Annotated in this window: 22 protein-coding genes, 1 pseudogene and 2 riboswitches; of the genes and pseudogenes, 7 read left to right on the top strand and 16 right to left on the bottom strand. The window is 68.3% G+C overall.

Annotated elements, in window-relative coordinates; all coding sequences use genetic code 11:
- Window positions 1-16 precede the first annotated feature (16 nt).
- The 3 genes and pseudogenes from ABIB51_RS15020 to ABIB51_RS15010 all read left to right on the top strand — a co-directional run.
- Window positions 17-289, top strand: a pseudogene (locus ABIB51_RS15020) (DNA glycosylase AlkZ-like family protein); the annotation flags it as partial.
- A gap of 185 nt (window positions 290-474) precedes the next feature.
- Window positions 475-723 (top strand): hypothetical protein, encoded by a 249-nt coding sequence (locus tag ABIB51_RS15015; protein ID WP_354189391.1) that lies wholly within the window; start codon window positions 475-477, stop codon window positions 721-723.
- Between the two features lie 58 nt (window positions 724-781).
- Window positions 782-1,366: a hypothetical protein gene (locus tag ABIB51_RS15010; RefSeq protein ID WP_354189361.1), complete on the top strand. Its 585-nt coding sequence runs from the start codon at window positions 782-784 to the stop codon at window positions 1,364-1,366.
- A 90-nt stretch (window positions 1,367-1,456) separates the two neighbouring features.
- Here the strand turns inward: ABIB51_RS15010 and ABIB51_RS15005 are convergent, their stop codons facing one another.
- Both ABIB51_RS15005 and mmsB read right to left on the bottom strand, forming a co-directional pair.
- Window positions 1,457-2,941 (bottom strand): CoA-acylating methylmalonate-semialdehyde dehydrogenase, encoded by a 1,485-nt coding sequence (locus tag ABIB51_RS15005; protein WP_354189359.1) that lies wholly within the window; start codon window positions 2,939-2,941, stop codon window positions 1,457-1,459.
- Window positions 2,942-3,001: 60 nt separating this feature from the next.
- Window positions 3,002-3,904 carry a 3-hydroxyisobutyrate dehydrogenase gene (gene mmsB, locus ABIB51_RS15000; protein ID WP_354189357.1) on the bottom strand — a complete coding sequence of 301 codons (903 nt, stop codon included), beginning with the start codon at window positions 3,902-3,904 and terminating at the stop codon, window positions 3,002-3,004.
- A 202-nt stretch (window positions 3,905-4,106) separates the two neighbouring features.
- Here mmsB and ABIB51_RS14995 point away from each other — a divergent pair, with 202 nt between their 5' ends.
- Complete coding sequence (locus tag ABIB51_RS14995) at window positions 4,107-5,006, top strand: LysR family transcriptional regulator (RefSeq protein WP_354189383.1); 900 nt, start codon at window positions 4,107-4,109, stop codon at window positions 5,004-5,006.
- A 127-nt stretch (window positions 5,007-5,133) separates the two neighbouring features.
- Here ABIB51_RS14995 and ABIB51_RS14990 read toward each other — a convergent pair whose 3' ends face one another.
- The 3 genes from ABIB51_RS14990 to ABIB51_RS14980 all read right to left on the bottom strand — a co-directional run bounded on the left by ABIB51_RS14990 (window position 5,134) and on the right by ABIB51_RS14980 (window position 9,469).
- Entirely contained in the window at window positions 5,134-6,516 is a 1,383-nt protein-coding gene (locus tag ABIB51_RS14990; RefSeq protein WP_354189355.1) for an MFS transporter, read from the bottom strand.
- Between the two features lie 201 nt (window positions 6,517-6,717).
- The gene (gene metX / locus ABIB51_RS14985) at window positions 6,718-7,908 is read right to left on the bottom strand and encodes a homoserine O-acetyltransferase MetX (RefSeq protein WP_354189353.1); all 1,191 of its coding nucleotides are present in this window, start codon (window positions 7,906-7,908) and stop codon (window positions 6,718-6,720) included.
- 11 nt (window positions 7,909-7,919) lie between these two features.
- Window positions 7,920-8,035: riboswitch (SAM riboswitch) on the bottom strand.
- A gap of 117 nt (window positions 8,036-8,152) precedes the next feature.
- Window positions 8,153-9,469 (bottom strand): bifunctional o-acetylhomoserine/o-acetylserine sulfhydrylase, encoded by a 1,317-nt coding sequence (locus ABIB51_RS14980; RefSeq protein ID WP_354189351.1) that lies wholly within the window; start codon window positions 9,467-9,469, stop codon window positions 8,153-8,155.
- 59 nt (window positions 9,470-9,528) lie between these two features.
- Window positions 9,529-9,644, bottom strand: a riboswitch (SAM riboswitch).
- 193 nt (window positions 9,645-9,837) lie between these two features.
- On the opposite strand from ABIB51_RS14980, the gene ABIB51_RS14975 reads away from it, so the two are divergent.
- On the top strand, window positions 9,838-10,476 hold the full coding sequence (locus tag ABIB51_RS14975; protein ID WP_354189349.1) for a VOC family protein: 639 nt from the start codon (window positions 9,838-9,840) through the stop codon (window positions 10,474-10,476).
- 127 nt (window positions 10,477-10,603) lie between these two features.
- Here ABIB51_RS14975 and ABIB51_RS14970 read toward each other — a convergent pair whose 3' ends face one another.
- On the bottom strand, window positions 10,604-11,371 hold the full coding sequence (locus ABIB51_RS14970) for a CPBP family intramembrane glutamic endopeptidase (protein ID WP_354189347.1): 768 nt from the start codon (window positions 11,369-11,371) through the stop codon (window positions 10,604-10,606).
- A 98-nt stretch (window positions 11,372-11,469) separates the two neighbouring features.
- Between ABIB51_RS14970 and ABIB51_RS14965 the strand changes: the two genes are divergently transcribed.
- Entirely contained in the window at window positions 11,470-12,150 is a 681-nt protein-coding gene (locus tag ABIB51_RS14965; RefSeq protein WP_354189345.1) for a histidine phosphatase family protein, read from the top strand.
- Window positions 12,151-12,198: 48 nt separating this feature from the next.
- Here the strand turns inward: ABIB51_RS14965 and ABIB51_RS14960 are convergent, their stop codons facing one another.
- From ABIB51_RS14960 to tdh, 7 genes are all read right to left on the bottom strand, one after another.
- The gene (locus ABIB51_RS14960) at window positions 12,199-12,840 is read right to left on the bottom strand and encodes a TetR family transcriptional regulator (protein WP_354189343.1); all 642 of its coding nucleotides are present in this window, start codon (window positions 12,838-12,840) and stop codon (window positions 12,199-12,201) included.
- Window positions 12,841-12,907: 67 nt separating this feature from the next.
- Window positions 12,908-14,119: an imidazolonepropionase gene (gene hutI / locus ABIB51_RS14955; protein WP_354189341.1), complete on the bottom strand. Its 1,212-nt coding sequence runs from the start codon at window positions 14,117-14,119 to the stop codon at window positions 12,908-12,910.
- Between the two features lie 11 nt (window positions 14,120-14,130).
- On the bottom strand, window positions 14,131-15,252 hold the full coding sequence (locus tag ABIB51_RS14950) for an NAD(P)/FAD-dependent oxidoreductase (protein ID WP_354189339.1): 1,122 nt from the start codon (window positions 15,250-15,252) through the stop codon (window positions 14,131-14,133).
- Between the two features lie 2 nt (window positions 15,253-15,254).
- Window positions 15,255-16,742 carry a carbonic anhydrase gene (locus ABIB51_RS14945; protein WP_354189337.1) on the bottom strand — a complete coding sequence of 496 codons (1,488 nt, stop codon included), beginning with the start codon at window positions 16,740-16,742 and terminating at the stop codon, window positions 15,255-15,257.
- Window positions 16,667-17,194 (bottom strand): SulP family inorganic anion transporter, encoded by a 528-nt coding sequence (locus tag ABIB51_RS14940; protein ID WP_354189335.1) that lies wholly within the window; start codon window positions 17,192-17,194, stop codon window positions 16,667-16,669. The genes ABIB51_RS14945 and ABIB51_RS14940 overlap by 76 nt, the downstream gene beginning before the upstream one ends.
- Before the next feature lie 806 nt (window positions 17,195-18,000).
- Window positions 18,001-19,212, bottom strand: coding sequence for a glycine C-acetyltransferase (locus ABIB51_RS14935; RefSeq protein ID WP_354189333.1), 1,212 nt, complete (start codon window positions 19,210-19,212; stop codon window positions 18,001-18,003).
- 75 nt (window positions 19,213-19,287) lie between these two features.
- Window positions 19,288-20,334, bottom strand: coding sequence for an L-threonine 3-dehydrogenase (gene tdh, locus ABIB51_RS14930; protein ID WP_354189331.1), 1,047 nt, complete (start codon window positions 20,332-20,334; stop codon window positions 19,288-19,290).
- Window positions 20,335-20,511: 177 nt separating this feature from the next.
- On the opposite strand from tdh, the gene ABIB51_RS14925 reads away from it, so the two are divergent.
- Entirely contained in the window at window positions 20,512-21,420 is a 909-nt protein-coding gene (locus tag ABIB51_RS14925) for a LysR family transcriptional regulator (RefSeq protein WP_354189329.1), read from the top strand.
- Window positions 21,421-21,423: 3 nt separating this feature from the next.
- Here ABIB51_RS14925 and gatB read toward each other — a convergent pair whose 3' ends face one another.
- Genes gatB through gatC form a run of 3 tightly spaced genes read right to left on the bottom strand, consistent with a single transcriptional unit; the run spans window position 21,424 to window position 24,822 of the window.
- The gene (gatB, locus tag ABIB51_RS14920) at window positions 21,424-22,929 is read right to left on the bottom strand and encodes an Asp-tRNA(Asn)/Glu-tRNA(Gln) amidotransferase subunit GatB (RefSeq protein WP_354189327.1); all 1,506 of its coding nucleotides are present in this window, start codon (window positions 22,927-22,929) and stop codon (window positions 21,424-21,426) included.
- Window positions 22,929-24,521: an Asp-tRNA(Asn)/Glu-tRNA(Gln) amidotransferase subunit GatA gene (gene gatA, locus ABIB51_RS14915; RefSeq protein WP_354189325.1), complete on the bottom strand. Its 1,593-nt coding sequence runs from the start codon at window positions 24,519-24,521 to the stop codon at window positions 22,929-22,931. Before gatA ends, gatB begins: the two co-directional genes overlap by 1 nt.
- A gap of 4 nt (window positions 24,522-24,525) precedes the next feature.
- On the bottom strand, window positions 24,526-24,822 hold the full coding sequence (gene gatC, locus ABIB51_RS14910) for an Asp-tRNA(Asn)/Glu-tRNA(Gln) amidotransferase subunit GatC (protein WP_264356623.1): 297 nt from the start codon (window positions 24,820-24,822) through the stop codon (window positions 24,526-24,528).
- Between the last annotated feature and the right edge of the window lie 46 nt (window positions 24,823-24,868).

Raw genomic sequence — 24,868 nt, 5'->3', positions numbered from 1 at the left:
CGGACCGGCAGCAGGAATGGACGCCGACGACGTCGTGCGGCTGCGGCTGCGGCTGCGGCGGCAGCAGCTGCGCGAGCCCTTCGCCGCTACGGCGGAGGAAGCACTGCGGAACCTCCTGGCCGTCCAGTCCCAGGAGTTCGCTTACGCGCGCTGGACGCTGGCCCAGCCCACCGCGGGCGCCTCAGCCGCAGACGTCGAACAGGCGGTGTCCGACGGCACCATCCTCCGCACCCATATCCTGCGGCCCACCTGGCACTTCGTACACCGCAACGATCTGCGCTGGCTGCAGGCACTCTCCGCGCCCAGGCTCCATCAGCTCAATGCCGGCATGTACCGCCAGAGCGGGATCGGCCCCGCCGAGGGCGCGACGAGCAACGGTGTGCTGGTCAGCGGGGCGCCGGTACGCAGCACCGGCGGGGCTCTGAAGCGGAACCGGGGCAGATCGACCTCATCCAGTGCTACGACGAATACGTCATGGGCTATTCGAGTTCGCGGCATTTCCTGGCCGGCAGGGCTCCCTTTGCGCCCGTTGCCGGCGAGCCCATGCACCTGGTGCTGCGGGACGGCCGGCTCGCCGGGGTGTGGCGGCACAGCTTCGTCCGTGGCAGCTGCGAGGTGGACTTCCGGCTGGAGCCGGGCTCCGGAACGGACCACGGGAAGCCGGTCGGCACCGCGGTGGCAGCGTACGGCAGGTTTCTCGGGATGCCGGCAATCCTGCGCTGAGCCCGGAGCGGCGGGATGGGGATAAGCTGAAAGGACACCCTTTGAAAGGCGCGGCACCGTGAACAGTTTGTTCTTTTGGATCATCGTTTTGTCATTCCTGATCCCGATGGCGATGCGCCTGTACAAAAAATCCGTGCGCCGCCGGAACCAGGACCAGGGCATGACCGGCGGGTACCCGGACCAGCAGGGCGGCCCGTTCCCCGGCCAGTTCGGCCAGTTCCCCGGTCAGCAGAGCAACCAGCCTCGGGACGGTTTCACGCAGCGGGACTACTTCGGCGGGTTCGGCCAGCTGGGCGCCCCGCAGCCGCCCGCGAACCAGCCGTACCCCGGACAGCAGGGCCACCCCGTACAGCAGGGCCACCCCGGACAGCAGGGCTACCCCGGGCAGCCGGGCCACCAGCCCCCGGTGCCCTATGAGGACAGCCCCGAGTACCTGAACAACGCGCCGCAGCCGCGCCCGGAACAGCAGCAGCAGCCGCAGCAGCCGGCCTGGCAGCAGAGCCAGCCCGAGGTGCCGCCGGTGCCGTCGGCTCCGCAGGGCTTCCGGGCGCGCAAGCTCGCCGAACTGGACCAGCGGTACAGCAACGGTGAGCTCGCCATGGAGGATTACATGACCCAGCGCGCGGAGATCATGAAGGGCTAGTTCCGCACACTTTGCCAGGCACGAACGAGGAGAGGCCCCGCAGCTGCGGGGCCTCTCCTCGTTCGTGCGCCGGCGCCGGGCCGGCAGGGGTCAGTCGACCTGCGGGAAGCCGAGGTCGATCACCGAGGTGGACGGATCCGGCCAGCGGGTGGTGACCACCTTCCCGCGGGTGTAGAAGCGGATGCTCTCGGGACCGTACATGTGGGTGTCGCCGAAGAGCGAGTTCTTCCAGCCGCCGAAGGAGAAGGTGCCGACCGGCACCGGGATCGGCACATTGACGCCCACCATGCCGGCCTCGACGTCGAACTCGAACTGCCGCGCGGCGCCGCCGTCGCGGGTGAAGATCGCCACGCCGTTGCCGAACTCGTTCTCGTTGACGAGCTGGACGGCGTCGGTGTACGTCTCGACCCGGACCACCGAGAGGACCGGGCCGAAGATCTCGTCGTCGTAGACCTTCATGCCCGGCTTGACGTGGTCGATCAGGCTGACGCCGATGAAGAAGCCCTTGGAGTCGAACTGGTGGTCCCGGCCGTCCACCACCACAGTGGCGCCTTCGCTTTCGGCGCCAGCGACGTAGGAGGCCACCTTGTCGCGGTGCTCGGCGGTGATGAGCGGGCCCATCTGGGACGAGGGGTCGGTTCCGGGGCCGATCTTGAGAGTGGCCATCCGGGTGGTGATCGCGTCGACGAGTTCGTCGGCGATGTTGCCGACGGCCACCAGGACGCTGACGGCCATGCAGCGTTCGCCGGCGGAGCCGTAGGCGGCGGAGATCGCGGCGTCCGCGGCCATGTTGAGGTCCGCATCCGGCAGGACCACCATGTGGTTCTTGGCACCTCCGAGGGCCTGCACGCGCTTGCCGTGGTCGGCGGCACGCTTGTAGATGGACTGCGCGATCGGCGTGGATCCGACGAAGCTGATGGCCTTGACGTCCGGGTGTTCGAGCAGGACGTCAACGGCTTCCTTGTCGCCGTTCACCACGTTGAGCACGCCGGCCGGAAGCCCTGCCTCGGCGAAGACCTGGGCGATGAAGATGGCGGAGGACGGGTCCTTTTCGCTGGGCTTGAGCAGCACGGTGTTGCCACAGGCCAGGGCGCTGCCGATCATCCACAAGGGCACCATGGCGGGGAAGTTGAACGGGGTGATGCAGGCGACGACGCCCACCGGCTGGCGCACCGAGTGGACATCGACGCCGCCGGCGACCTGTTCGGAGCGCTCGCCCTTGAGCATGTGGGACAGCCCGGTGGCGAATTCGATGTTCTCCAGGCCGCGGGTGATCTCGCCCTCCGCGTCGGAGAGGACCTTGCCGTGCTCGCTGGTCAGCAGGGCCGCCAGCTCGGGACGGCGCTGCATCATCAGTTCACGGACCTTGAAGAAGATGGCGGTGCGCTTGGCCAGGCTTGTGGCGCGCCAGCCCGGCAGGGCGGCGCGGGCGGCCTGGACGGCCTCCTCGACCCGGGCGGCGGAGGCCAGGGCGACTTCCTTTTCCTGCTCGCCGGTGGCGGGGTTGAAGACGGGGCCGAAGCGGTCGGCGTCGGAAATCAGGGCGCCGTTGATGAAGTGCGGAATGCGTTCCATGGAGTGGGTCTCTTTCGTATGGTGCAGGTTCGGGGATACAGCTTGCCGGCAGGCAGGAGGTCAGTTGGCGGACTCGAGCGAGCCGTCGACGAGCTTGACGATCGCGGAGCAGTCCATCCCGGACTGGCCGGCGTCGATGAGGCGCTGGAAGAGCGTCTGGACGTGCTCGCCGAGTTCCAGCGGGGTGCCGGTGTCGCGCGCAGCGCTGATCGCGAGGCCGATGTCCTTGTTGGCCAGCTCGGTGGTGAAGGTGGGCGCGAAGTCGTTGTTGGAGGCCGCGGTCGGGACGACGCCGGCCACCGGGTACCAGGTGCGCAGCGCCCAGCTGTCCCCGGACGAGACGGAGGCGATGTCCCAGAACACCTGCTTGTCCAGGCCGAGCCGGTCGGCCAGCACGGCACCCTCGGCCGTCGAGGCCAGGTTGATGAAGAGCATGAGGTTGTTGCAGATCTTTGCGGCCTGGCCGGTGGTGGCACCGCCGGTCGGGATGATGTTCGCGGACATCGGCTTGATGTATTCGCTCGCCTCGGCCACGGCGCCGGCCTCGCCGCCGATCATGAAGGTCAGAGTGGCAGCCTTGGCGCCGCTCATGCCGCCGGAGACCGGGGCGTCGACGAAGCGGAAGCCGGCGGCAGCGGCGGCGTCGTGCAGGGCCTGGGCTGAGGCGATGTCGATCGTGGAGGAATCCACGAGGAGCGTGCGGGTGTCTGCGTGCGCCAGGACGCCGTCCTCGCCGAGGTAGACGGCGCGGGCGTGCTCGCCCTTGGGGAGCATCGTGAAGACGACGTCGACGCCGTTAACGGCCTCGGCGATGCTGCTGGCGGGCTTCACGCCGCCGGCTTCGGCGGCGGCGACTGCCTCGGTGTTGAGGTCGAAGCCGCGGACGTCATGACCGGCCTTGGCCAGGTTCACCGACATGGACCCGCCCATGTTCCCCAGTCCGATCCAAGCGATTACTGCCATGGCATAAGCTCCTTTGCTTTGTGCTGCACAGTGTCTTTGCGCAGTTGCTGTGCGCTGTGCGCGTGGTCCGGCCTCGACGCCGGATGGTCCGTGTCCAGCATCACACCCTGTTACAGTGCAATCAAGGTAAAAAACCACAGATGCCATGTGCATGGATGCACATGGCGCTGCACATGGAAGTTGGAGGAAGGTCATTGTGGACTTGAGGCGGCTCCCGAGCCCGGATGACCTGCTGATCCTGTTGACCGTGGCGCGGCTGGGCCGGTTCAATGCAGTCGCCGAGACGCTTGGCACCACCCACACCACCATCTCCCGCCGGATCGTCGCCCTGGACAAACAGCTCGGCGGCCGGACCCTGGAACGGAGCCCGCACGGCTGGGAGCTGACCGAGCTCGGCAGCCAGGCGGTCTCCGCGGCGGAGGCCATCGAGGGCACCCTCGGCGCCCTGTCGAGCCGAATCACCCGGACCGGGGACCTGCTCTCCGGACTGGTCCGGATCTCGACGCCGGACGGCTTCGGCGCCGGGTTCGTTGCCCCGGCACTCGTGCGGCTGCAGCGGGAACATCCGCTGCTCAACGTCGAGATGCTCAGCGCCACGCGCAAAGTCAGCCAGAACCGCTCCGGGGTGGACCTTGAGGTGGTGGTCGGGAACCTAGACGTCAGCAATGCGCAGACCATTTTCCTCAGCAACTACTTCCTGCGGCTTTACGCCAGCCCGCAGTACGCGCAGGACCGTGGCCTGCCCCTGACCCTCGACGACGTCCGGCAGCACGGCTTTGTCTCCTACGTGGAGTCGGCGCTGCAGGTTGCGGAACTGGGCCACCGCTCCACCCAGCTGCCCGTGCCGCGGTCCAGCTTCCAGGCCACCAGCATCTTCGCCCAGCTCGAGGCCGTGCGCCGCGGCGGCGGGATCGGGCTGCTGCCGAACTTCCTGGTCGTCGGGAACCCGGACTTCCTGCCGGTCCTGCCGGATGACTTCCAGCGCCAGCTGCCCATCTGGGCGGTGGCACGTTCCGAATCACTGCGCTCGGCGCCGGTGCAGGCAGTGCTCGAGGCGATCCGGACCGAGATCTCCGCCCGCCAGGATGTCCTGGCCGGCTGAGAAGCCGGCAGGCGGTCGGGCGGGCCAAGCCCGGGGCGGTTAGCGCCAGCAGCCCCTGTCCCCGCGGAAACGGGAACAGTGGCTGTTGGCGTTGTTGCTATCTCTCTTGCCTGTTATTTCTTGCCTGTTATTTCTTGCCTGCGGCAAGCAGGTCCGCCGTGCCCCGGGCGTCGGCAGCGTCGACGTCGTGGAGCGAGATCCCGCGGGTTTCCTTGAGCATGAACACCGCGAATACCGTCACGAGGCAGGCACCGAGGAGGTAGATCGCCACCGGGGTGGACGACTTGTACTGGCTCAGGAGTGCGGTCGCGATGATCGGGGCCAGGGAACCGGCCACGATCGAGGTGACCTGGTAGCCCAGGGAGACGCCGGAGTAGCGCATCCGGGTCGGGAACATCTCGGCCATGATGGCCGGCTGCCCGGCGTACATCAGCGCGTGGAAGAGAAGGCCGATGGTGATGGCCGCGAGGATGATGAGGTCGTTCTTGGTGTCCATCATCGGGAAGGCGAAGAAGCCCCAGGTGCCGCCCAGGAGCGCGCCGGCCATGTAGACGGGCTTGCGGCCGTAGGCATCCGAGAGCTTTCCGACCATGGGCACTGCGCAGAAGTGGATGAAGTGCGCCACCAGCAGCAGGAGCAGGATGCGCGAGGTGTCCGTCTGGACCACGATCTTCAGGTAGGTGATGGAGAACGTGACCACCAGGTAGTAGAGGATGTTTTCCGCGAAGCGCAGGCCCATGGCGGTGAAGACGCCACGCGGGTAGCGGCGGAAGACTTCGGCGACGCCGTAGCCCTTGTTCTCGACGGTGACTTCCTTGCGGGCCTCGAGGAAGATCGGGGCGTCCTGGACCTTGGTGCGGATGTAGTAACCGACGATCACGATCACGGCGGAGAGCCAGAAGGCCACACGCCAGCCCCAGCTGAGGAATTCGGCCGGGGAGAGCAGCGAGGAGAGGGTGAACAGCACGCCGGTGGCGAGCAGGTTGCCCATCGGGACTGCGGACTGCGGCCAGCTGGCCCAGAAACCGCGGGACTTGCTCGGGCTGTGCTCGGCCACGAGGAGGACGGCGCCGCCCCATTCGCCGCCGACGGCGAAGCCCTGGACGAAGCGGAGGAAGACCAGCAGGGCCGGTGCCCAGTAGCCGATCTGCTGGAAGGTCGGGAGGCAGCCCATCGCGAAGGTCGCGACGCCCACCAGGATGATGCTGAGCTGGAGGAGCTGCTTGCGGCCGAACTTGTCGCCGAAGTGGCCAAAGACGATGCCGCCGATCGGGCGGGCGATAAAGCCGACAGCGTAGGTCACGAAGGCGGCAATGATACCATCGAGCTCCGTGCCGGAGTTCGGGAAGAACAGCTTGCCGAAGACCAGGGTGGCGGCGGAGGCGTAGAGGAAGAACTCATACCATTCCACGACGGTGCCGGCCATGGAGGCCGTCACCACCTTCTTCAGTCCGGACGACTTGACTTCGGGCTCTTCCGGGCGCCTCGCGGCTGCGTTGTGCGTACTCATTTCGACTCCTCTGGTGTCTCCGTCGACACCCTATGGACCATTGGGCGGAGGGCGGCTGTGATTTGTGACACGCGCCGTCATTCTCAATGAGTATGGTCCCTCCCGGCCGCAGCCTCAACGGCCATTAGTGCAGAGCGCATCTGCAAATATGCACAAGGGGCGGCCGTTTCGGCTGCAGCGATGACGGTTTAAAGGCTGGGCCTAGCCGAAGAAGTTTTCCCGGAGCTGACTGCTGAGCTGGCCGATCTCGGTCAGGAAGCCGTCGTGCCCGATCGGCGCCTCGATCAGGTGCACTTCCACGTCGCCGGGCAAGGCTTCGGCGAGGGCCCGGGACTGGGCCGGAAAGTACAGCCGGTCCGAGTCCACGGCCGCGACGAGGAAGTCGGCAGTGGCCGGGGCCAGGGCCTCCCCGAGGGCCCCGCGGCCGCGGCTGACGTCGTGGCTCATAAGGGCCTCGGTGATCGCGATGTAGCTGTTCGCGTCGAAGCGCCGGACCAGCTTGTTGCCTTGATGGTCCAGGTAGCTCTCCACCTGGTAGCGTCCGCGGCCTGCCAGCGAGGCTGCGCCCAGCGGAGCCTCGGAGTCCTGCGCATTCCGGCCGAAGCGCACGTCCAGTTCGGCGGCGGAGCGGTAGGTGATGTGGGCGATGCGGCGCGCGAGGGCGAGGCCCGCTTCAGGTTCCGGGCCGCCGTAGTAGTCCCCGCCGTTGAAGCTCGGGTCCTGCCGGATGGCGAGTGTCTGCGCCTGGGCGAAGGCGATCTGTTCGGCGGTGCTGCTGGCGCCGATGGAAATCACGGCGCAGCGCCGGACTCGTTCCGGGAAGGACACGGCCCATTCCAGGGCGCGGGCACCGCCGAGGGATCCGCCCAGTACGGCATACCAGCTGCGGATGCCAAGGGCGTCGGCCAGCCGTGCCTCGGCTGCTGTGGTGTCCCGCAAGGTGACCAGCGGGAAACGGGAGCCCCACGGTGCCCCGTCCGGAGCCGGCGTCGAGGGTCCGGTGGAGCCGTAGCAGCCGCCGAGGATGTTGATGGAGACAACGAAGTATTTGTCCGTGTCCACCGGGGCGCCGGGGCCGGCCAGTTGCTCCCACCAGCCGGGCTCCTCGCTGGCACCGCGGGTGACGTGGGTGTCGCCGGTGAGCGCATGTTCGATCAGGACCGCATTGGAACGGTCCGCGTTGAGCGTCCCCCACGTCTCATAGCCGAGCGTGGCAGCGGGCAGCCGGGCTCCGGACTCGAGGTCGAGGTCACCGATCCGGAGGTGCCGGACGGTTCCGTCGGGAACGGTCCGGCCGGAGGCGGTGTCGGGTTCCGCGGCGGCGGGGCCGGCGGCCGGCGTTTCGGCGGTTTTACTTCCGGGTACACCCGTGCGGGTGGCGGCAATCGTCATCTGAGGACCTAACTTCGCGCTTGCCCGCCGTCGGCAGACCGGCAGGCCAGGTCTTCACCCGGGGCACCCCGCCGCAAAAGGAGGGTTGCCGGCCAGCAAGCCGGGGCTGTCACTGGCACTCATGACCTGCCTTGAGTTTACGAAAGGAGGCGCCGTTGTGGCGAAAATTGTGACGGCTGTGTGACTCCGGGCGTGGCCGCCGGTGTGCCCCTGCACACGGCAGGGGCACCGGAAACCGGCGGATTCAGGCGCCCTTGGCCGCCCGGAAGCCTGCCTCGAGGTCGGCGATGATGTCGTCAATGTGCTCCAGGCCCACCGACAGCCGCACGAGTCCCGGGTTGACGCCGGCCACCGTCTGCTGTTCCGGGGAGAGCTGGCTGTGGGTGGTCGACGCCGGGTGGATGACCAGCGAGCGCACGTCGCCGATGTTGGCCACGTGCGAGTGCAGTTCAAGGGCGTCCACGAAGCGCTTGCCGGCCTCCGCTCCCCCGGCGAGGTTGAAGGCCACGACGGCGCCCGTGCCCTTGGGCCCGTACTTGCGGCCGCGCTCGTACCAGGGGCTGGACGGCAGCCCGGCGTAGGCCACCGATTCGACGTCGGCCCGGGCTTCGAGCCATTCGGCCACCCGGGTGGCGTTGGATACATGGCGCTCGACCCGCAGGCTCAGGGTCTCGATGCCCTGGGCGATGAGGAAGGCGTTGAACGGGGACACCGCGGAGCCGAGGTCGCGCAGGAGCTGGACGCGGGCCTTGAGGATGTAGGAAAGGTTCGCGCCGAGGGCGCCGTCCGCGCCGAGGTCCCGGGCGTAGACGAGCCCGTTGTAGGTGGGGTCCGGGGTGTTGAAGCCGGGGAACCGTGCCGGGTCCTTGCCGAAGTCGAAGTTGCCGGAGTCGACAATCACACCGGCGATCGCGGCGCCGTGCCCGCCAAGGTACTTGGTGGCGGAGTGGACCACGATGTCCGCGCCCCACTCGATCGGCCGGATCAGGTACGGGGTGGAGAGTGTGTTGTCGACGATCAGGGGCACACCGGCCTCGTGCGCCACTCGGGAGATGCCCTCGATGTCGAGGACGTCCTGGCGGGGGTTGGAGACCACTTCGCCGAAGAACAGTTTGGTGTTGGGCCGGACGGCGTCGCGCCACTGCTCCAGGTTGTCCGGGTCCTCCACGAACGTCACGGAGATGCCGAACTTCTTCAGCGTGTGGGCCAGCAGGTTGTAGGTGCCGCCGTACAGGCTGGGGCTGGCCACCACGTGGTCGCCGGCCTCGGCGATGTTGAGGACCGCAAAGGTCTCGGCGGCCTGGCCGGAACTGAGCAGCAGGGCCCCGAGTCCGCCTTCCAGGCTCGCCACCCGCTGCTCCACCGCGTCCTGGGTGGGGTTGCCGATCCGGGTGTAGATCGGTGCGAGTTCGGCGAGCGCAAAGCGGTTGGCGGCGCTTTCGGCGCTCGGGAAGACGAACGACGTCGTCTGGTAGATGGGAAGGGCACGCGCGCCGGTGGCGCTGTCCGGCTCCTGGCCGGCGTGGATCTGGCGGGTTTCAAAGGACCAGGCGTTGGACATCGGAATGCTCCTCAAGGACCGGGCACAGGCCGCCGGGCCGCTGGGCTCGGACGGGACAGGCGCCGCGCTTGCCCTCCGGCGGGCGCCGGACGGCCAGGTCTTCACCCGGGGCACCCCACCGCGATACGAGGGTTGCCGGCCAGCAAGCCGGGGCTGTGTGCTGGCACTCATGACCTGGCTTCAGTGTAGGAACGCCGTCCGGGCCTTGGATAGCTTTGTGACGAACATGAAGCCCGCGCTGCGGGATTCCGGCCGGGAGCCCGGATCGCGGTCCCCGCCATGGCGTCACGGCCACCATTAAATGACATCCCATCTCGGTTAGGTTTACCTAAGCTGAGAGCTCCATCACAAAGTGCCAAGATGATGGCATGCGCATGGATCACGTCTCTTACGCCTGTGAACGAGATGGCTTGGCAGCCACCACCGAACGTATTGCAACTGCCCTCGGCGTCGATGCCGTTAAGGGCGGAGTGCATCCCCGTTTCGGGACCCGCAACATGATCATCCCCCTCGCGGGACACAAATACCTCGAAGTCGTCGAGGTCCTGAACCACCCGGCCTCGGACAAGGCTCCGTTCGGCCAGGCCGTACGCGCCCGCTCCGAAGCGGGCGGCGGCTGGATGGGCTGGTGCGTCGAGGTGGACGACCTGGCACCGTTCGAGGAGCGGCTGGGCCGCGCCGCCGTCAACGGCAACCGGAAGTTCCCGGACGGCCGCGAGCTTGTCTGGAAGCAGATCGGCATCCTGGGGCTCATCGCCGATCCCCAGGTTCCGTACATGCTCAAGTGGGAGGGCGATCCGGAACTTCACCCGTCCAACGCCTACCCGAGCGACGTCAAGATGACGGCGCTGACCATCGCCGGCTCGGCGGACCGCGTCACGGAGTGGCTGGGCGAACCGGTGGAGAAGCCGCTGGAAGATGTCGCCGTCAATTGGCTTGCCCCGCACGGCACGCCCGGCATCCTGTCCGTCACCTTCGAGACGACTTCCGGAGCCGTCATCATCTAAGGTCCTACACCGCCCTAACACTTCGGCCGCCATCAGCGGGTGCCAATGACGTCACCCACCGATGGCGGCCGAATTCTATTAAAGGGCCGGTCCGCTGAGGGACCGGTCCGCTGTGGCCGGTCCGCGCTCAGCCCAGGCCGATGGCCTTGCCGAACAGGCTGAAGCCGACGAACGCCACGATGTCCAGCAGTGCGTGGGCAATGACCAGCGGCATCACCCTGCGGGTCCGGGTGTAGACCAGCGCGAACACCACACCCATGACCGCATTGCCGATGAACGGCCCGAAGCCCTGGTACAGGTGGTAGCTGCCGCGCAGCATGGAGCTGGCAAAGATTGCCAGGGGCACGCTCCAGCCGAGCTTGCCGAGCCGGTCCAGCAGGTAGCCCACCACGATCACTTCCTCCACGATCCCGTGCCGGATAGCGGAGAGGATCAGCACAGGCACCGTCCACCAGTACGAGTCCAGCGCACTCGGGATGATCGCCGTCGTGATCCCCAGCGCCCGGCCGGCGGCGTAGAGGCCCAGCGAGGGAATCCCGATGAGCGCCGCCAGGCCCAGGCCCTGCAGCAGGTCCTTGCCGGGCCGGGCGAAATTGAAGCCGATCTTGCCGAACGCCGTGTCGCCGTGCGCGCCCGCGGGACGGTGTTCGGTGAGGAAATAGATCACCAGCGCCACCGGTACCAGGGCGAAGAAGATGTCCAGCAGCTGGTAGGTGAGGTCGAAGTACTCGCGGCTGCTTTGCGATTGGTTCAGGGTGGACGTGCCCTCGGCCAGCGGTGCCCTGGTCATCTTGTCCAGGAGCTGCACCACGGAGTACACGGCCGACTGCCCGAGGGACAGACCCAGGACAATCCACATTTCTATCCGCAGCCGGCGGCGGGAAGGAACCAACATGCTCCTATCTTGCCCGCAGTTGCTGGCAGTTGCCTGCTCCGGCCCCCGACGGGGCTCCGAAGCTGAGGAACCGCCGGGCGGCCCTATGCTTGGGATTTATGAGTGCGCCCGGGAAAATCATCATGATCCGGCACGGCCAGTCCGCGGCCAACGCCGACACCTCCATTTACAACCGGGTGCCGGACTACCGCATTCCGCTGACGGAGCTGGGCCTGGAGCAGGCCCGGGCCGCAGGCGAGCAGGTCAGGCGCCTCCTGGACGGCCGCCAGGTCTGCGTCTACGTCTCCCCCTACCTCCGGGCCTACCAGACCCTCGAGGCACTCAACCTTGGTCCCTTGACCGAACGGGTCATCGAGGAGCCCCGGCTGCGGGAGCAGGACTGGGCGAACTTCCAGATTGCCGGCGAAATCGAGGACCAGAAGGAACTCCGGAACGCCTACGGCCACTTCTTCTACCGTTTCCGGGAGGGCGAGTCGGGCTCGGATGTGTACGACAGGATCTCCTCGTTCATGGAGACGCTGCACCGGCACTGGTCCAAGCCCACCTATGCCCCGAACGCCCTGTTCGTGACGCACGGACTCACGATGAGGCTGTTCTGCATGCGCTGGTTCCACTGGTCCGTGGAGTACTTCGAGTCACTGAACAACCCGGACAACGCCGAGGTCCGCACGCTGCTGCGGACCGACCGCGGCAAGTATGAGCTGGACAAGCCCTTCAGCCAGTGGGAGCCACGGCGCGTCGACGAGACCGTCCTGGACGCCCCGCCGATGTTCTTCTAGGCCGGTCCGCCTGCTTCACACGTGCCGGTCCGGCCGTGTGCGCCTCAGTCACAGGGCGGTTCTGCTGACCGTCCTGAAGGCGTCGATGGCCCGATCGATGGCGGCGGAATCGCCGGCGACGACGGCGGCCAGCTCCGTGGCGTAGGCGTACTGCAGGATGGAGCCCGCGAGCATTTTCACGATCGTGACGCGTTCCTGCAGGGCCGCCGACTCCACGCCGCCCTCGCCCGGTTCGCCGTTCTCCCCCGGTCGGCTGCGCAGCCGCTCGGCGATCAGCGGCTCCACGAGCTGCTGCACGTCGGTGACGTGCTGCTTGAGGCGGGTCAGGAGTTCCGGGACACGTTGCAGGACGGTGCGCGGCCGCTGATCGGCCATGCCGGCCGGTCCCGCCGTCCGCATGACTGCCGCCATCAAGTGCACGGCGTCGCCGACCACTTCGCGGCCGGCGGCCCGGAAGGCTGCGACGGCGTCGTCGGCCAGGACGGGTTCCCGGAGGCCCAGGATGGCGTCTTCCTTGGTGTGGAAGTAGTTGAAGAACGTGCGCCGCGAAACCCCGGCGCGCGTAACGATCACGTCGACGGTGGCCGCGGCCAGCCCGCCCTCCAGGGCAGCGGCGGACGCGGCCTCATGGATCGCGGTCCACGCCTCCTGCCGGTTGCGTTCGCGGAGGGATGGTTCGGAAGTTGCCATGGTTCCAGCATATGCACCAGTGCAGGGCGCTCGCGCCGACACTGCGGGGAACCGGGCCGGATGCCCGTCAGCGGGCGCGGACGCCTGCCCGCCAGACGGCGTGGGTGAGCGGCATGCCGGGCCGGTAGGCCAGGTGCGTGGCGGAGGGCGCGTTGAGGAGGTGCAGGTCGGCGCGGTGCCCGACGGCGATCGAGCCGACGGCGCGTTCGCCGTCGGCGTCGTTCCCTGACTCCCGGCCGAGCGCGAGCGCACCGCCGTACGTCGCGGCACGTACGGCCTCGTGGACGCTCAGGTGCATCTGCAGCACCGCGGTGGTGACGCAGAACGCCATGGAGCTCGTGTAGGAGGTCCCCGGGTTGCAGTTGGAGGCCAGTGCCAGCTCCACCCCGGCGTCGAGCAGTTCCCGGCCCGGAGCCAGCGGCTGTCGGGTGGAGAGGTCGCAGGCCGGCAGGCAGGTGGCGACGGTTCCCCGCGTACCGCTGCCGCCGGCGGCGTCCCAGCCGGACCAGCTCGCGGCGAGGGCATCGACGTCGGCGCGGGAGAGGTAGTTCACGTGGTCCACGCTGGCGGCGCCGAACTCGACGGCGAGCCGCACGCCGGGACCTTCGCCGAGTTGGTTGCCATGGACGCGCAGCCCCAGGCCGGCCTCCTTGCAGGCCTGGAGGACCCGGCGGGACTGTTCCTCGGTGAAGGCGCCCCGTTCGCAGAAGACGTCGGCCCAGCGGGCATAGGGGCGGACGGCGGCGAGCATGGGCCCGCAGACGAGGTCCGTGTACTCCTCGGAATCCATGCCGGCGGGCACGAGGTGCGCGCCGAGGTAGGTGACCTCGTCCACCACGGTGGACGCGATGCGGGCGCTGCGGGCTTCGTTCTCCACGTCCAGGCCGTAGCCGGTCTTGGTCTCCAGGTAGGTGGTGCCCTGGGAGACGGCCTCGGCCACCCGCCCCATGGCCAGCCGGGTGAGGTCGAAGTCGCTCATTTCCCGGGTGGCGCCCGTGGTGACGGCGATGCCGCCTGCGCTGTAGCTCTCCCCCGCCATCCGGGCCTCGAACTCGGCGGTCCGGTCCCCGGCGAAGACCAGGTGGGTGTGCGAATCGACCCAGCCGGGCAGCAGGGCCCGGCCGCCGGCATCGAGGGCCTCGTCCGCGGCCGGCGCATCCGTCGCGGCGCCGAGCCAGGCGATCCGCTCCCCATCGATCACCACGGCCGCGTTTGTCAGGACGCGGTGCTCCGCGTCCTGGGTCATCAGTTCGGCGATGTTGGTGACGAGGGTGCTCATGTGTACATTCTTCAGCGCCGGATGGACCAGCGCGTTGCCGCCAGCGCCTCCGCTGTCCGGGATGCCGGACTCGCGGCCGTGGTGCCGCCTGCGGAACCGGCGCCCTGGCCGGCCAGGATCAGGCCGGCGGCCAGTTCGGCGATGCCGGAGGAGGTCTGGAAACCGTAGCCGCCCTGGCCGGCGAGCCAGAAGAATCCGGTGGCCTCGGCATCGAACCCCACCACGGGGACGCCGTCGGCCGCCTCGGTGCGCAGCCCCGTCCAGGCCTTGCGGACGCTTCGGATGCCGAGGGTGGTGACGGTGTTGAGCCGGGCCACCAGGGCCTCGACGTCGCCCGGGTAGGGTTGCGCGTCTTCGGGACCGCTGGGAACGGCTTCGGCGGGGGAAATGAGGACCTGGTCGCCGTCGCGGCGGAAATAGAAGGTCTCGTCGGCGGCGGCCACCATGGGGCAGTCCACCGGGAGGGGATGCTCGACGTCCACGATCGCCGCGGTCCGCCGGTACGGCTGGAGGCCGAGCTTCTCGACGCCGCTGATGACGGCGAGCTCGTCCGCCCAGGCGCCGGCGGCGTTGACCACAACGGCCGCCTGGAAGCCCTCCTGCCCGGCGCCGAGTTCCCAGCCCGAGCCGAGGCGCTGGGCCGAATGGACCCTGGCTCCGGTGATGATGTCCACCCCGCCGGCCTGGGCACGTTCCCGGTGGTCCGCCAGGAGCAGGGGGGCGTTGCAGCCGAAGGAGCCGGTGTCCAGGCCGGCGGCGGTGAAGGAATTGCGCAGCAGCGCCGGGCAGAGCCGCAGCGCCTCCGCGGGCGTGATGCGGTGCATGCGGCCGCTGGCTTCGGCACGGACGGTGGCGTCGTCCCCGATCAGCATGAAGCTGCGCGGCGTGAGCACCGGTTCGGGCCGGGCGGCGTCCTGGGCGGCGATGAGTTCCAGGCTGCGGAGGGTGAGCTCCTGGACCACGGCGGGACCGTAGCTGGGGATCAGCTGCCGCGCCGAGCGCGCGGACGTGTGGTAGGCCAGGGTCTGCTCGGCTTCGACCAGGGCCACACTGCATTTCCCGGCGAGGGCGGAGGCAAGGGACAGGCCGGCGATACCGCCGCCGACGATCACGACGTCGTAATGGGCTGACATGGTTACATCCTTGCAGATTGCCCGGCTGCGCCGCTGGGGGCGGGTCCGGCGTTGCCGGCGGTTCCGGCGTCGTAGGCGTTGCCGGCGTTTCGCGGGACAGGATCCAAGTGGCTGATGCGGGCAGTTATCACCTGCAGGACCTGCGCCGTGGCGATGTCATAGAACAGCCCCGTCAGGTGCAGCCTGCCCGCCCGCAGCGCCTCCTGCAGGCTGTGATGCCGCTGCAGGCGCTCCAGCTGGACGGCGACGTTGACCATCGCCAGTTGATCAACCCCCCGTATCCGGCGTCTCCCGAGTCGGCCTGCACCGGATGGCCTGCGCGGAACGCGGCCATGCTCGGCCGGGCGTGGTCGAGCCACACGTCGACGGGGCTCCGTCCGGCCCCGGCCGTGCGCTCCGCCCCCCGCTTCGGCCGTCAGGGCAGACATCGCTCCGCAGCCTGAGTGTCCGCAGATGACCACGGACTTAGTGGAAAACTCGTTGAGCGCGAAGTCGAGGGCTGCCTCCACCGACGGATCGAGCCGGTCGTTTCCCACGGCGTTACCGACAACATTGCCCACATTGCGGACGGTAAAGAGGTCGCCGGGGCCGCTGCTGGTGATCAGGTTCGGCACCAGCCGGGAATCGGCGCAGGTCAGGAACAGCGTATCCGGATTCTGGCCGGCGGACAGTTCCTGCACATGGGGACGGAGCAGGTGCGCGTGGCGGCGGTGGTAGTTGTCCACCCCGGCAAGCACGGGACGCGACGGAGCCTGCCTCTCGGCTTCCGGGCCCGCATGGGCCGTCCGTGAACTGCCGCGGGCCGGCGGGCGGTCCTGGGCCCCGCGAAGGGTGGCGGTGCCGCTTTCCTCGACCTCCACGGTGCCGCCATTGCCGACGTGGCGCCGGCGCCAGGCGTCCAGGGTGTCGTGGACCGGGTGATCGAGGAAGTCCACCTCCAGCGCGACGGTCACGTGCGCTCCCGACAGTACGGAGGCCAGCACGTGGCTGAGGCTTGAAGAGCGAGGAAGCTGCAGGACCCGTCGATGACCACCCGCCAGCGCTGTATGGCCAGGGCGAGCCCGGTGACCACGCAGGCCAGGAGGTTCACGAACACCACGGCGAGCAGTGTGACGGCATAGACGGCCAGGTTTCCGGTGACGCGGGCAGTGGCGAAGTCCGCGACCTTCGGAGAGCTGTGAATCGACGCTGGCCACCAGGGCGAGGGTCACGATGCCGACGGCTATGGCGCCCCAGTTTCCTTGCGGCAGTTGCGGGAGGGACAGCGCGCCCAGCAGGGACCCGTCGAAGGTGATCCGGTCGACGTCGGACCCGAACGGGAGCGACAGCGCCGTGGCGGCGACGACCGCCACCAGGGGTGCCGGGACGCGCTGCAGGGTCGCCGGCACGTACTTCCAGCCCAGCAGCAGGAGGATCACGGCGACGCCCAGAACCGCGGCTTCTGGGTCCAGCGCGGCGATGCCCGCCGGGAGGCCACGACGTTCTGCCACGCCGATTCCCCGGCCTCGGCGCCGAGCAGCACGTGGGTCTGCTGCAGGACGATGATGATGCCGATTCCGGCAAGCATGGCGTGGACGACGACGGGGGCGATGGCCAGCGCGACGCGGCCAACCCGGGCGAAGCCGAGGAGTGCCTGCAGGACAACTGCGGCGGCGGTGATGGCGCAGGTGGCCGGCCAGCCGAACTGGTCGATCAGGCCGGCGACAATGACGGTCAGCCCGGCGGCCGGACCGCTCACCTGCAGGGGCGAACCGCCGAGGCTTCCGGCGACAATGCCCCCGACGGCCGCTGCCATCAGCCCGGCCATGACCGGTGCCCCGGACGCCGCCGCGATGCCAAGCGACAGCGGGACCGCAACGAGGAACACCACCAGGGACGCAGGTAAATCCCGGCGGAGCCCGGAGGTCAGGACTGTCCGGAGCGCCGTAAGAATCCGCGTCACAGAGCCTTTTGCACCGTCCCGGCAACCGCCCCCGTACGGGTCTCCGGGGGCCGCCGCGGCCCCGAAGAAATCCGGGACAAATCCAAGTCATATGAGATTTTGAGCCCCTATGCAGGGGCTAAGCCGCAAAAAGAATTTGCCCGTGCGGCGGCCGCTTCCCGGAAATGAGCAGGGCGGACCCTACGCAGGGCCCATGGCGCATGCAGCGGGTCCCGCAGTCATCCGGCGATGTTGTTGGGTTCCAGGGCGTTGAAGAGTCCGGAGGCTACCGGTGTTGTCGGCAAACGGCGTCTCCGCCATTCCGAGTTCTGCCGCGACCTGCTTGGACTGCCGGTTGCCTGGATCAATCATCGTGGAGATTGACCGGAGTGCGGAGATTTTGAAGACGTGGGCGAGCATTTCCCCGCCCGATTTCGGTTACGTAGCCTTAGCCCCGGAACTCCTGGTGAAAGGCGTAAATCAGTTCAGCAAAGTCCCGGTCCGGCGCGCTGACGACGCCGCAGTAACCGGCAAAAGCGCCAGTGGATGGTTCGAAGATCGCCGACGTGCCATATCCACGCTTCGCACCGCTGGACATGCCCCTCCCTGGTCCGCACCACTGGACATGCCCTCCGTTGCGGCGGGCCGGCCCCGGACATGCCCCTCGTTGGTCGTGGCCGTTGGACATAGTGGCATTATGTCCAGTCCTCGCTGCCGGGGCTGAGCATGTCCCGCGGACAAGCAAGTGCAGGAAGCCGTGATGAACGAGCGCGGCCGGGCCGGGCCGGACCCCGTGCTGAAAGCGGGGCCCGGCCCAGGCATCCGCCCTAGGCCGCGGCCACTGCCGCCCGGCTGCGGACGAAGGCCTGGACGCAGGCCTCGACGTCGTCGGCGCTGTGCGCGGCGGAGAGCTGGACGCGGATCCGGGCGGCACCCTTGGGCACCACCGGGTAGCTGAACGCGGTGACGAAGACGCCGTTGTGCAGCATGGCATCGGCGACCTTGGCCGCCATGACGGCGTCGCCGAACATGACCGGGACGATCGCGTGTTCGCCGGGGAGCAGGTCGAAGCCTTCCTCGCTCATCCGGTTCCGGAAGAGCCCGGCGTTGGCGAAGAGCTTGCTGCGGAGTTCCCCGGAGCTTTCCACGAGGTCCAGCGCCGTGAGCGTGGCCGCGACGATGGCCGGGGCCAGCGAGTTGGAGAACAGGTAGGGGCGGGCCTTCTGGCGCAGCATCGCAACCACCTCGCCGCGGCCGGAGACATAGCCGCCGGATGCGCCGCCGAGGGCCTTGCCGAAGGTTCCGGTGTAGATGTCCACCCGGTCCGAGACGCCGGCATGTTCCGGGGTGCCGGCGCCGGTGGAGCCCATGAAGCCCACAGCGTGCGAGTCGTCCACCATGACCATGGCGTCGTACTTATCGGCGAGGTCGCAGATCGCTTCGAGCGGTGCGAGGAAGCCGTCCATGGAGAAGACACCGTCCGTGACGATGATCTTCCGGCGGGCCGGGTTCGACTGCGTGGTGGCCTCGATCAGCTTGGCTTCGAGGTCGGCCATGTCCTGGTTGGCGTAGCGGAAGCGCTGGGCCTTGCAGAGCCGGATGCCGTCGATGATCGAGGCGTGGTTCAGGGCATCGGAGATGACGGCGTCTTCCGGGCCGAAGAGCGACTCGAACACGCCGCCGTTGGCGTCGAAGCAGCTGGAGAACAGGATGGTGTCCTCGGTGCCGAGGAACTTCGAGACGCGCTCCTCCAGGGCCAGGTGCAGGTCCTGGGTGCCGCAGATGAAGCGCACGCTGGCCATGCCGAAGCCGCGCTCGTCCATGGCGGACTTGGCGGCGGCGATGATCTCCGGGTGGTCCGCCAGGCCCAGGTAGTTGTTGGCACAGAAGTTCAGCACGTCCGCGCCGGACTCGCCGATCTGCCCGGCCTTGATGCGGTTGGCCTGGGGCGAGTCAATGTGCCGTTCGGTCTTGAACAGGCCGGCCGTGCGGATCTCGTCGAGCTCGCGCTGCAACTGGTCCTTGATGGCTGAATACATGGGTTGTGCTCCTCGGCTGGATGTGTGCGGTGTGCCGGATGTCGGCGGCGGGTGGGGGTCCGGAATGCGAAAAACCTAGAAGCCGGTCCAGTCCAGGACCACTTTGCCGCCCACACCGGCGCGGGCGATCTCGAAGCCTTTTTCCCAGTCCGCGGCAGGCAGCACGTCCGTGACGACGGCGGAGATGTTCGCGTGCAGGACCGGGCTGGAGGAGAGCATGGCGCTCATGGCGTACCAGGTCTCGAACATTTCGCGGCCGTAGATGCCCTTCATGGTCAGCATATGCGTGACCACCTTGCCCCAGTTGATGTCGATGGACTGGCTGGGCAGTCCCAGCATCGCGATCCGGCCGCCGTGGTTCATGTTGTCGATCATCTCAGGCAGCGCGGTGGGGTGCCCGGACATTTCCATGCCGATGTCGAATCCCTCACGCATGCCGAGCTCGCGCTGGGCGTCCTTGACGCGCATCTTCGAGACGTCGATCGCGAGGTCCACGCCGAGGCTCCGGGCGAGTTCCAGCCGCGGGGCCGAGACGTCGGTGATCGCGATCTTCCGCGCCCCGGCGTGCCGGGCGACGGCGATGGCCATCAGCCCGATCGGACCGGCGCCGGTGATCAGCACGTCCTCGCCGACCAGCGGGAAACTGAGGGCGGTGTGGACGGCGTTGCCGAACGGGTCAAAAATTGCGCCAAGTTCCGGGGTCACGGAGGGGTCCTGGTGGACCCAGACGTTGGTCTCGGGGATGACGACGTACTCGGCGAAGGCGCCGTCGCGCTGGACGCCGACGCTGACGGTGTTGATGCACATCTGCTTGCGGCCGGCACGGCAGTTGCGGCAGATGCCGCAGACGATGTGGCCCTCGCCGGAGACGCGGTCCCCCACCTTGACGTCCAGGACGTCCTCGCCGATCTCCACGACCTCGCCGTAGAACTCGTGGCCGGCGATCAGCGGCGCGTTGATGATGCCCTGCGCCCAAGCGTCCCAAGACTGGATGTGCAGGTCAGTGCCGCAGATTCCGGTGGTCATGACGCGGATCTTGACATCACCTGCGCCGGTTTCCGGCTCAGGGCGGTCCACCAGTTCGAATCCTGCGTGGGCGCCGGCCTTGTAGAGAGCCTTCATGGGCCTTCCTAACTGTGCTGTGGACTGTGCTGTGGACTCCGCCGAACGGGGTGCCCTGCGGTGCGGGACAAGGGGGTGTGCGTCAACTCACCCCATTACACCGGGCACAAAGCATTAGCACAACCGGATTTTTCTCAATCGACGATTTAGATTTGTCTTGTGCATAGACTGGTCGGCATGGAAATCCACCAGCTTGAGATGCTCCGGGAACTGGGGGCCCTCGGCAGCGTCAAGGCCGTCGCCGAAACCCTGCTCGTCACCCCTTCCGCGGTCTCCCAGCAGCTCGCCGCCCTGCAGAAGACCGTGCAGGTTCCGCTGACGCGGAAGGAGGGCCGGAACCTGGTCCTGACCGAGGCCGGCCAGGTGCTCGCGGATGCCGGTGCCGCCGTCGTCAGCGCCATGGCGGATGCCCGGACCGCGATCGGCACCTACCACGGCTCGACCGTGGCGCCGGTGACGCTCAGCGGCTTCCACAGCGCCGGCCAGGCGCTGTTTGCGCCGCTTGCGCGGCTGCTGGCCGCCCCGGACCAGCCGCGGATCCTGCTCTCCGACGAGGATGTGGCCCAGCAGGACTTCCCGGCCCTGACGGCCCGCTACGACCTGGTGCTCGCGCACCGGATGGACCACAGTCCGCGCTGGCCGCAGGAGCGCGTAGCGGTGATCCCGCTCGCGCACGAGCCGCTGGATGTGGCGCTCCCTGCCGGGCACCGGCTCGCCGGCCAGCGGGCGGTGACCGCGGACGACGTCGTCGGCGAACCCTGGGTGACCAGCCACGCCGGATACTCCCCCGCGGACGTGCTGTCCGCCGTCGCGGCCGTCTCCAGCAAGGAACTGAACATCGTCCACCGGATCAACGACTACTCCACGGTCGCGGCGCTCGTGGCGACGGGCAGTGTGATCGGGTTGCTGCCGCGGCACACCGCACGGCCCGTGCTGAACCCGGAGATCGTGCTGCGGCCGCTGGCGGGCATCAGCACCCGGCGCCGGATCGACATCCTGGCCCGGCCGGAGAACCTTAAACGCAAATCGGTCATGATGGTCTGCGAAGCACTGCAGACCATCATGACCGATTTGGTGGGCGGCTAGGATCTAGCCTTCGACGCCGAGGCGCTCCAGGATCAGCTCCTTGACGCGGCCGGCGTCGGCCTGGCCGCGGGTCGCCTTCATGACGGCGCCGACGATCGCGCCGATCGCCTGGAGCTTGCCGGCGCGGATCTTGTCCGCGACGCCTGGCTGCGCGGCGAGGGCCGCGTCGATCGCTTCCAGGAGGGGTGCGTCGTCGGAGACCACGGCGAGGCCGCGCTTCGCGACGATTTCCGCCGGGGCGCCTTCGCCGGCGAGCACGCCGTCGAGGACCTCGGTGGCCATCTTGTTGTTGATCTTGCCGTCCTCGACCATCTGGTTCAGTTCCACGATGGTGGCCGGTGCGACGCCGAGCTGGCCGGGGTCGACGTCGGCGTTCTTGGCACGCCCGACGATCTCGCCCATCCACCACTTGCGGGCCACCGTGGAGGTGGCTCCGGCGGCGATGGTTTCCTCGATCTCGTCCATGACGCCGGCGTTGACGACGTCGCGGAACTCCAGGTCGGAGTACCCCCAGTCGGCCTGCAGGCGCTTGCGGCGGGCGGCCGGCGGCTCGGGCAGCGTGGCCCGGAGCTCCTCGACCCATTCGCGGGACGCGGTGATCGGGACCAGGTCAGGCTCCGGGAAGTAGCGGTAGTCGTCGGCGTCGGACTTGGGCCGTCCCGACGTCGTGGTCCGCGTGTCCTCGTGCCAGTGGCGGGTCTCCTGGACGATCGGCTCGCCGGAGTCCAGCACGGCGGCGTGCCGCTGGATCTCGTAGCGGACGGCGTGTTCGACGGCGCGCAGCGAGTTGACGTTCTTGGTCTCGGACCGGATGCCGAAGCGTTCGCGGCCGTGCGGGCGCAGCGAGACGTTGGCGTCGCAGCGGACGTTGCCGCGTTCCATCTTGGCGTCCGAGACCCCGAGGTTCTTGACGATTTCGCGAACGGCGGCCACGTAGGCCTTGGCGAGTTCGGGGGCGCGGCTGCCGGCGCCCTCGATCGGCTTGGTGACGATCTCGACCAGCGGCACACCGGAGCGGTTGTAGTCCACCAGGGAGTAGTCCGCGCCCTGGATGCGGCCGGTGGCGCCGCCCATGTGGGTCAGCTTGCCGGCGTCCTCCTCCATGTGCGCGCGTTCGATCTCGACGCGGAAGATGGTGCCGTCGGAAAGCTCGATGTCCAGGTAGCCGTCGTACGCGATGGGCTCGTCGTACTGGGAGGTCTGGAAGTTCTTCGGGGTGTCCGGGTAGAAGTAGTTCTTCCGGGCGAAGCGGCACCTCTCGGCGATCGTGCAGTTGAGTGCCAGGCCGATCTTGATCGAGGACTCGATCGCGGTCTTGTTCACCACCGGCAGCACGCCGGGCATGCCGAGGTCCACCTCGTTGACGTTGGTGTTCGGCTCGTCGCCGAAGACGTTCGGTGCGGAGGAGAACATCTTGGTCTTGGTGTTGAGCTCCACGTGGACCTCGAAGCCCAGGACGGGATCGTACTTCTCCATCGCCTCTTCGAAGCTGAGGGTTGCGTCAGTCATTAGTGTGAACCTCCGTGGCTCGCGACGGCGTCATTAAGGGAAGTGCCGGAGGCGGCCGTCAGCGACGGCGCCGTCAGTGAAGGAGCACGGTCCAGCAGCGGGCCGCCCCACTGCGCCTCGAGCAGGGATTCCAGGACCGCGCCGACGCGGTACAGCCGGGCGTCCTGGCGGGCCGGGGCCAGCAGCTGGATGCCGACCGGCAGCCCGTCCTCGTCGGCGAGGCCGCCGGGCAGGGAGAGCCCGGGGACGCCTGCCATGTTGGCGGGGATGGTGGCGACGTCGTTGAGGTACATGGCGAGCGGGTCGTTGAGCTTCTCGCCGAGCTTGAAGGCCGTGGTGGGGGCCGTCGGGGAGATCAGCACGTCGGCCTTGGCGAACGCGGCCTCGAAGTCGCGCTGGATCAAGGTGCGCACTTTCTGGGCCGATCCGTAGTACGCGTCGTAGTAGCCGGCGCTCAGGGCGTAGGTGCCGAGGATGATGCGGCGCTTGACCTCATCGCCGAAGCCGGCGGCGCGGGTGGCTCCCATGACGCGTTCGATCGTCATCGGTCCGTGTTCGGGCAGGACCCGCAGGCCGTACCGGACGCCGTCGAACTTGGCGAGGTTGGAGGACGCCTCGGAGGGCATGATCAGGTAGTAGGCGCCGAGCGCGTACTTGAAGTTGGGGCAGGAGACCTCAACGATCTCGGCTCCGGCGGCCTTGAGCAGCTCAAGGGACTCATTGAAGCGGTTCTCGACGCCGGCCTGGTAGCCCTCGCCGTGGAGTTCCTTGATGATGCCGATCTTCATACCGTCTACGTTGCCGGTCCGGGCGGCGGCGACGAGGTCCTCCAGCGGGTCCTGCAACGAGGTGGAGTCGTGCGGATCGTGGCCGCCGATGACCTGGTGCAGCAGTGCCGAGTCCAGCACGGTGCGGGAGACCGGGCCGATCTGGTCCAGCGAGGAGGCCATGGCGATGGCGCCGTAGCGGGAGACGCCGCCGTAGGTGGGCTTCACGCCGACCGTGCCGGTGACGGCGCCGGGCTGGCGGATGGAGCCGCCGGTGTCGGTGCCGAGGGCCAGCGGGGCCTCGAAGGCCGCGACGGCGGCAGCTGAACCGCCGCCGGAGCCACCCGGGATCCTGTCCAGGTCCCACGGGTTGTGGGTGGGGCCGAACGCGGAGTGCTCGGTGGAGGAGCCCATCGCGAATTCGTCCAGGTTGGTCTTGCCCAGGATCGGCATCTTCGCGGCGCGCAGGCGCTTGACCACGGTGGCGTCGTAGGGGCTGTGCCAGCCTTCGAGGATTTTCGAGCCGGCCGTGGTGGGCTGGCCGATGGTGACGATGAGGTCCTTGACCGCGATCGGCACGCCGGCGAGGGCGTGCAGATCCTCGGCGGCGGCGCCACCGGCGGCACGGATGGCGTCCACTTCGGCGGCGACGGCGAGCGCCTCGTCCGTGTTGACGTGCAGGAAGGCGTGGACCTTGCCGTCGACGGCGGCGATACGGTCGAGGTGCGCCTGGGTGACCTCGACGGCGGAGACTTCGCGGGCGGCGAGCTTGTCGGCCAGCTGCGCGGCGGAGGAGCGGATCAGGTCGGAGTTGGTTTCAGTCATGTTCTTAGTCCTCATCCAGGATTGCCGGGACCTTGAAACGGCCTTCGTACGCGTCGGGAGCGCCGGAGAGTGCCTGCTCGGCCGTGAAGGTGTGGCCCACGACGTCTTCGCGGAACACATTCGTCAGCGGAATCGGGTGGGACGTAGCGGGGACGTCGTCACCGGCGGCTTCACTGACGGACTTCACTGAATCCACGATGACGGCGAGCTCGCCGGCCATCCTGTCCAGCTCTTCAGCACTCATCTCGATGTGCGCGAGATGCGCGAGATGCGCGACGTCGTCGCGGTTGATCGCAGCCATGGATCTCCCCTGCAAGTTCGGATTATTTTCCGTCCCAGTCTACGTG

Source organism: Arthrobacter sp. UYCu712 (assembly GCF_040547005.1).
Taxonomy (GTDB): Bacteria; Actinomycetota; Actinomycetes; order Actinomycetales; family Micrococcaceae; genus Arthrobacter.
Note: the sequence above shows the minus strand (reverse complement) of the source record. Positions and strands in the feature narration are given on the sequence as shown.

What these genes read in the sequence shown, in the direction of transcription:
- ABIB51_RS15015 (WP_354189391.1), top strand. Translation starts at nt 475, where the DNA reads ATGGGCTATTCGAGTTCGCGGCATTTCCTGGCCGGCAGGGCTCCCTTT.
- ABIB51_RS15005 (WP_354189359.1), bottom strand. Translation starts at nt 2,941, where the DNA reads ATGGAACGCATTCCGCACTTCATCAACGGCGCCCTGATTTCCGACGCC.
- mmsB (WP_354189357.1), bottom strand. Translation starts at nt 3,904, where the DNA reads ATGGCAGTAATCGCTTGGATCGGACTGGGGAACATGGGCGGGTCCATG.
- ABIB51_RS14990 (WP_354189355.1), bottom strand. Translation starts at nt 6,516, where the DNA reads ATGAGTACGCACAACGCAGCCGCGAGGCGCCCGGAAGAGCCCGAAGTC.
- metX (WP_354189353.1), bottom strand. Translation starts at nt 7,908, where the DNA reads ATGACGATTGCCGCCACCCGCACGGGTGTACCCGGAAGTAAAACCGCC.
- ABIB51_RS14980 (WP_354189351.1), bottom strand. Translation starts at nt 9,469, where the DNA reads ATGTCCAACGCCTGGTCCTTTGAAACCCGCCAGATCCACGCCGGCCAG.
- ABIB51_RS14975 (WP_354189349.1), top strand. Translation starts at nt 9,838, where the DNA reads ATGCGCATGGATCACGTCTCTTACGCCTGTGAACGAGATGGCTTGGCA.
- ABIB51_RS14970 (WP_354189347.1), bottom strand. Translation starts at nt 11,371, where the DNA reads ATGTTGGTTCCTTCCCGCCGCCGGCTGCGGATAGAAATGTGGATTGTC.
- ABIB51_RS14965 (WP_354189345.1), top strand. Translation starts at nt 11,470, where the DNA reads ATGAGTGCGCCCGGGAAAATCATCATGATCCGGCACGGCCAGTCCGCG.
- ABIB51_RS14960 (WP_354189343.1), bottom strand. Translation starts at nt 12,840, where the DNA reads ATGGCAACTTCCGAACCATCCCTCCGCGAACGCAACCGGCAGGAGGCG.
- hutI (WP_354189341.1), bottom strand. Translation starts at nt 14,119, where the DNA reads ATGAGCACCCTCGTCACCAACATCGCCGAACTGATGACCCAGGACGCG.
- ABIB51_RS14950 (WP_354189339.1), bottom strand. Translation starts at nt 15,252, where the DNA reads ATGTCAGCCCATTACGACGTCGTGATCGTCGGCGGCGGTATCGCCGGC.
- ABIB51_RS14935 (WP_354189333.1), bottom strand. Translation starts at nt 19,212, where the DNA reads ATGTATTCAGCCATCAAGGACCAGTTGCAGCGCGAGCTCGACGAGATC.
- tdh (WP_354189331.1), bottom strand. Translation starts at nt 20,334, where the DNA reads ATGAAGGCTCTCTACAAGGCCGGCGCCCACGCAGGATTCGAACTGGTG.
- ABIB51_RS14925 (WP_354189329.1), top strand. Translation starts at nt 20,512, where the DNA reads ATGGAAATCCACCAGCTTGAGATGCTCCGGGAACTGGGGGCCCTCGGC.
- gatB (WP_354189327.1), bottom strand. Translation starts at nt 22,929, where the DNA reads ATGACTGACGCAACCCTCAGCTTCGAAGAGGCGATGGAGAAGTACGAT.
- gatA (WP_354189325.1), bottom strand. Translation starts at nt 24,521, where the DNA reads ATGACTGAAACCAACTCCGACCTGATCCGCTCCTCCGCCGCGCAGCTG.
- gatC (WP_264356623.1), bottom strand. Translation starts at nt 24,822, where the DNA reads ATGGCTGCGATCAACCGCGACGACGTCGCGCATCTCGCGCATCTCGCG.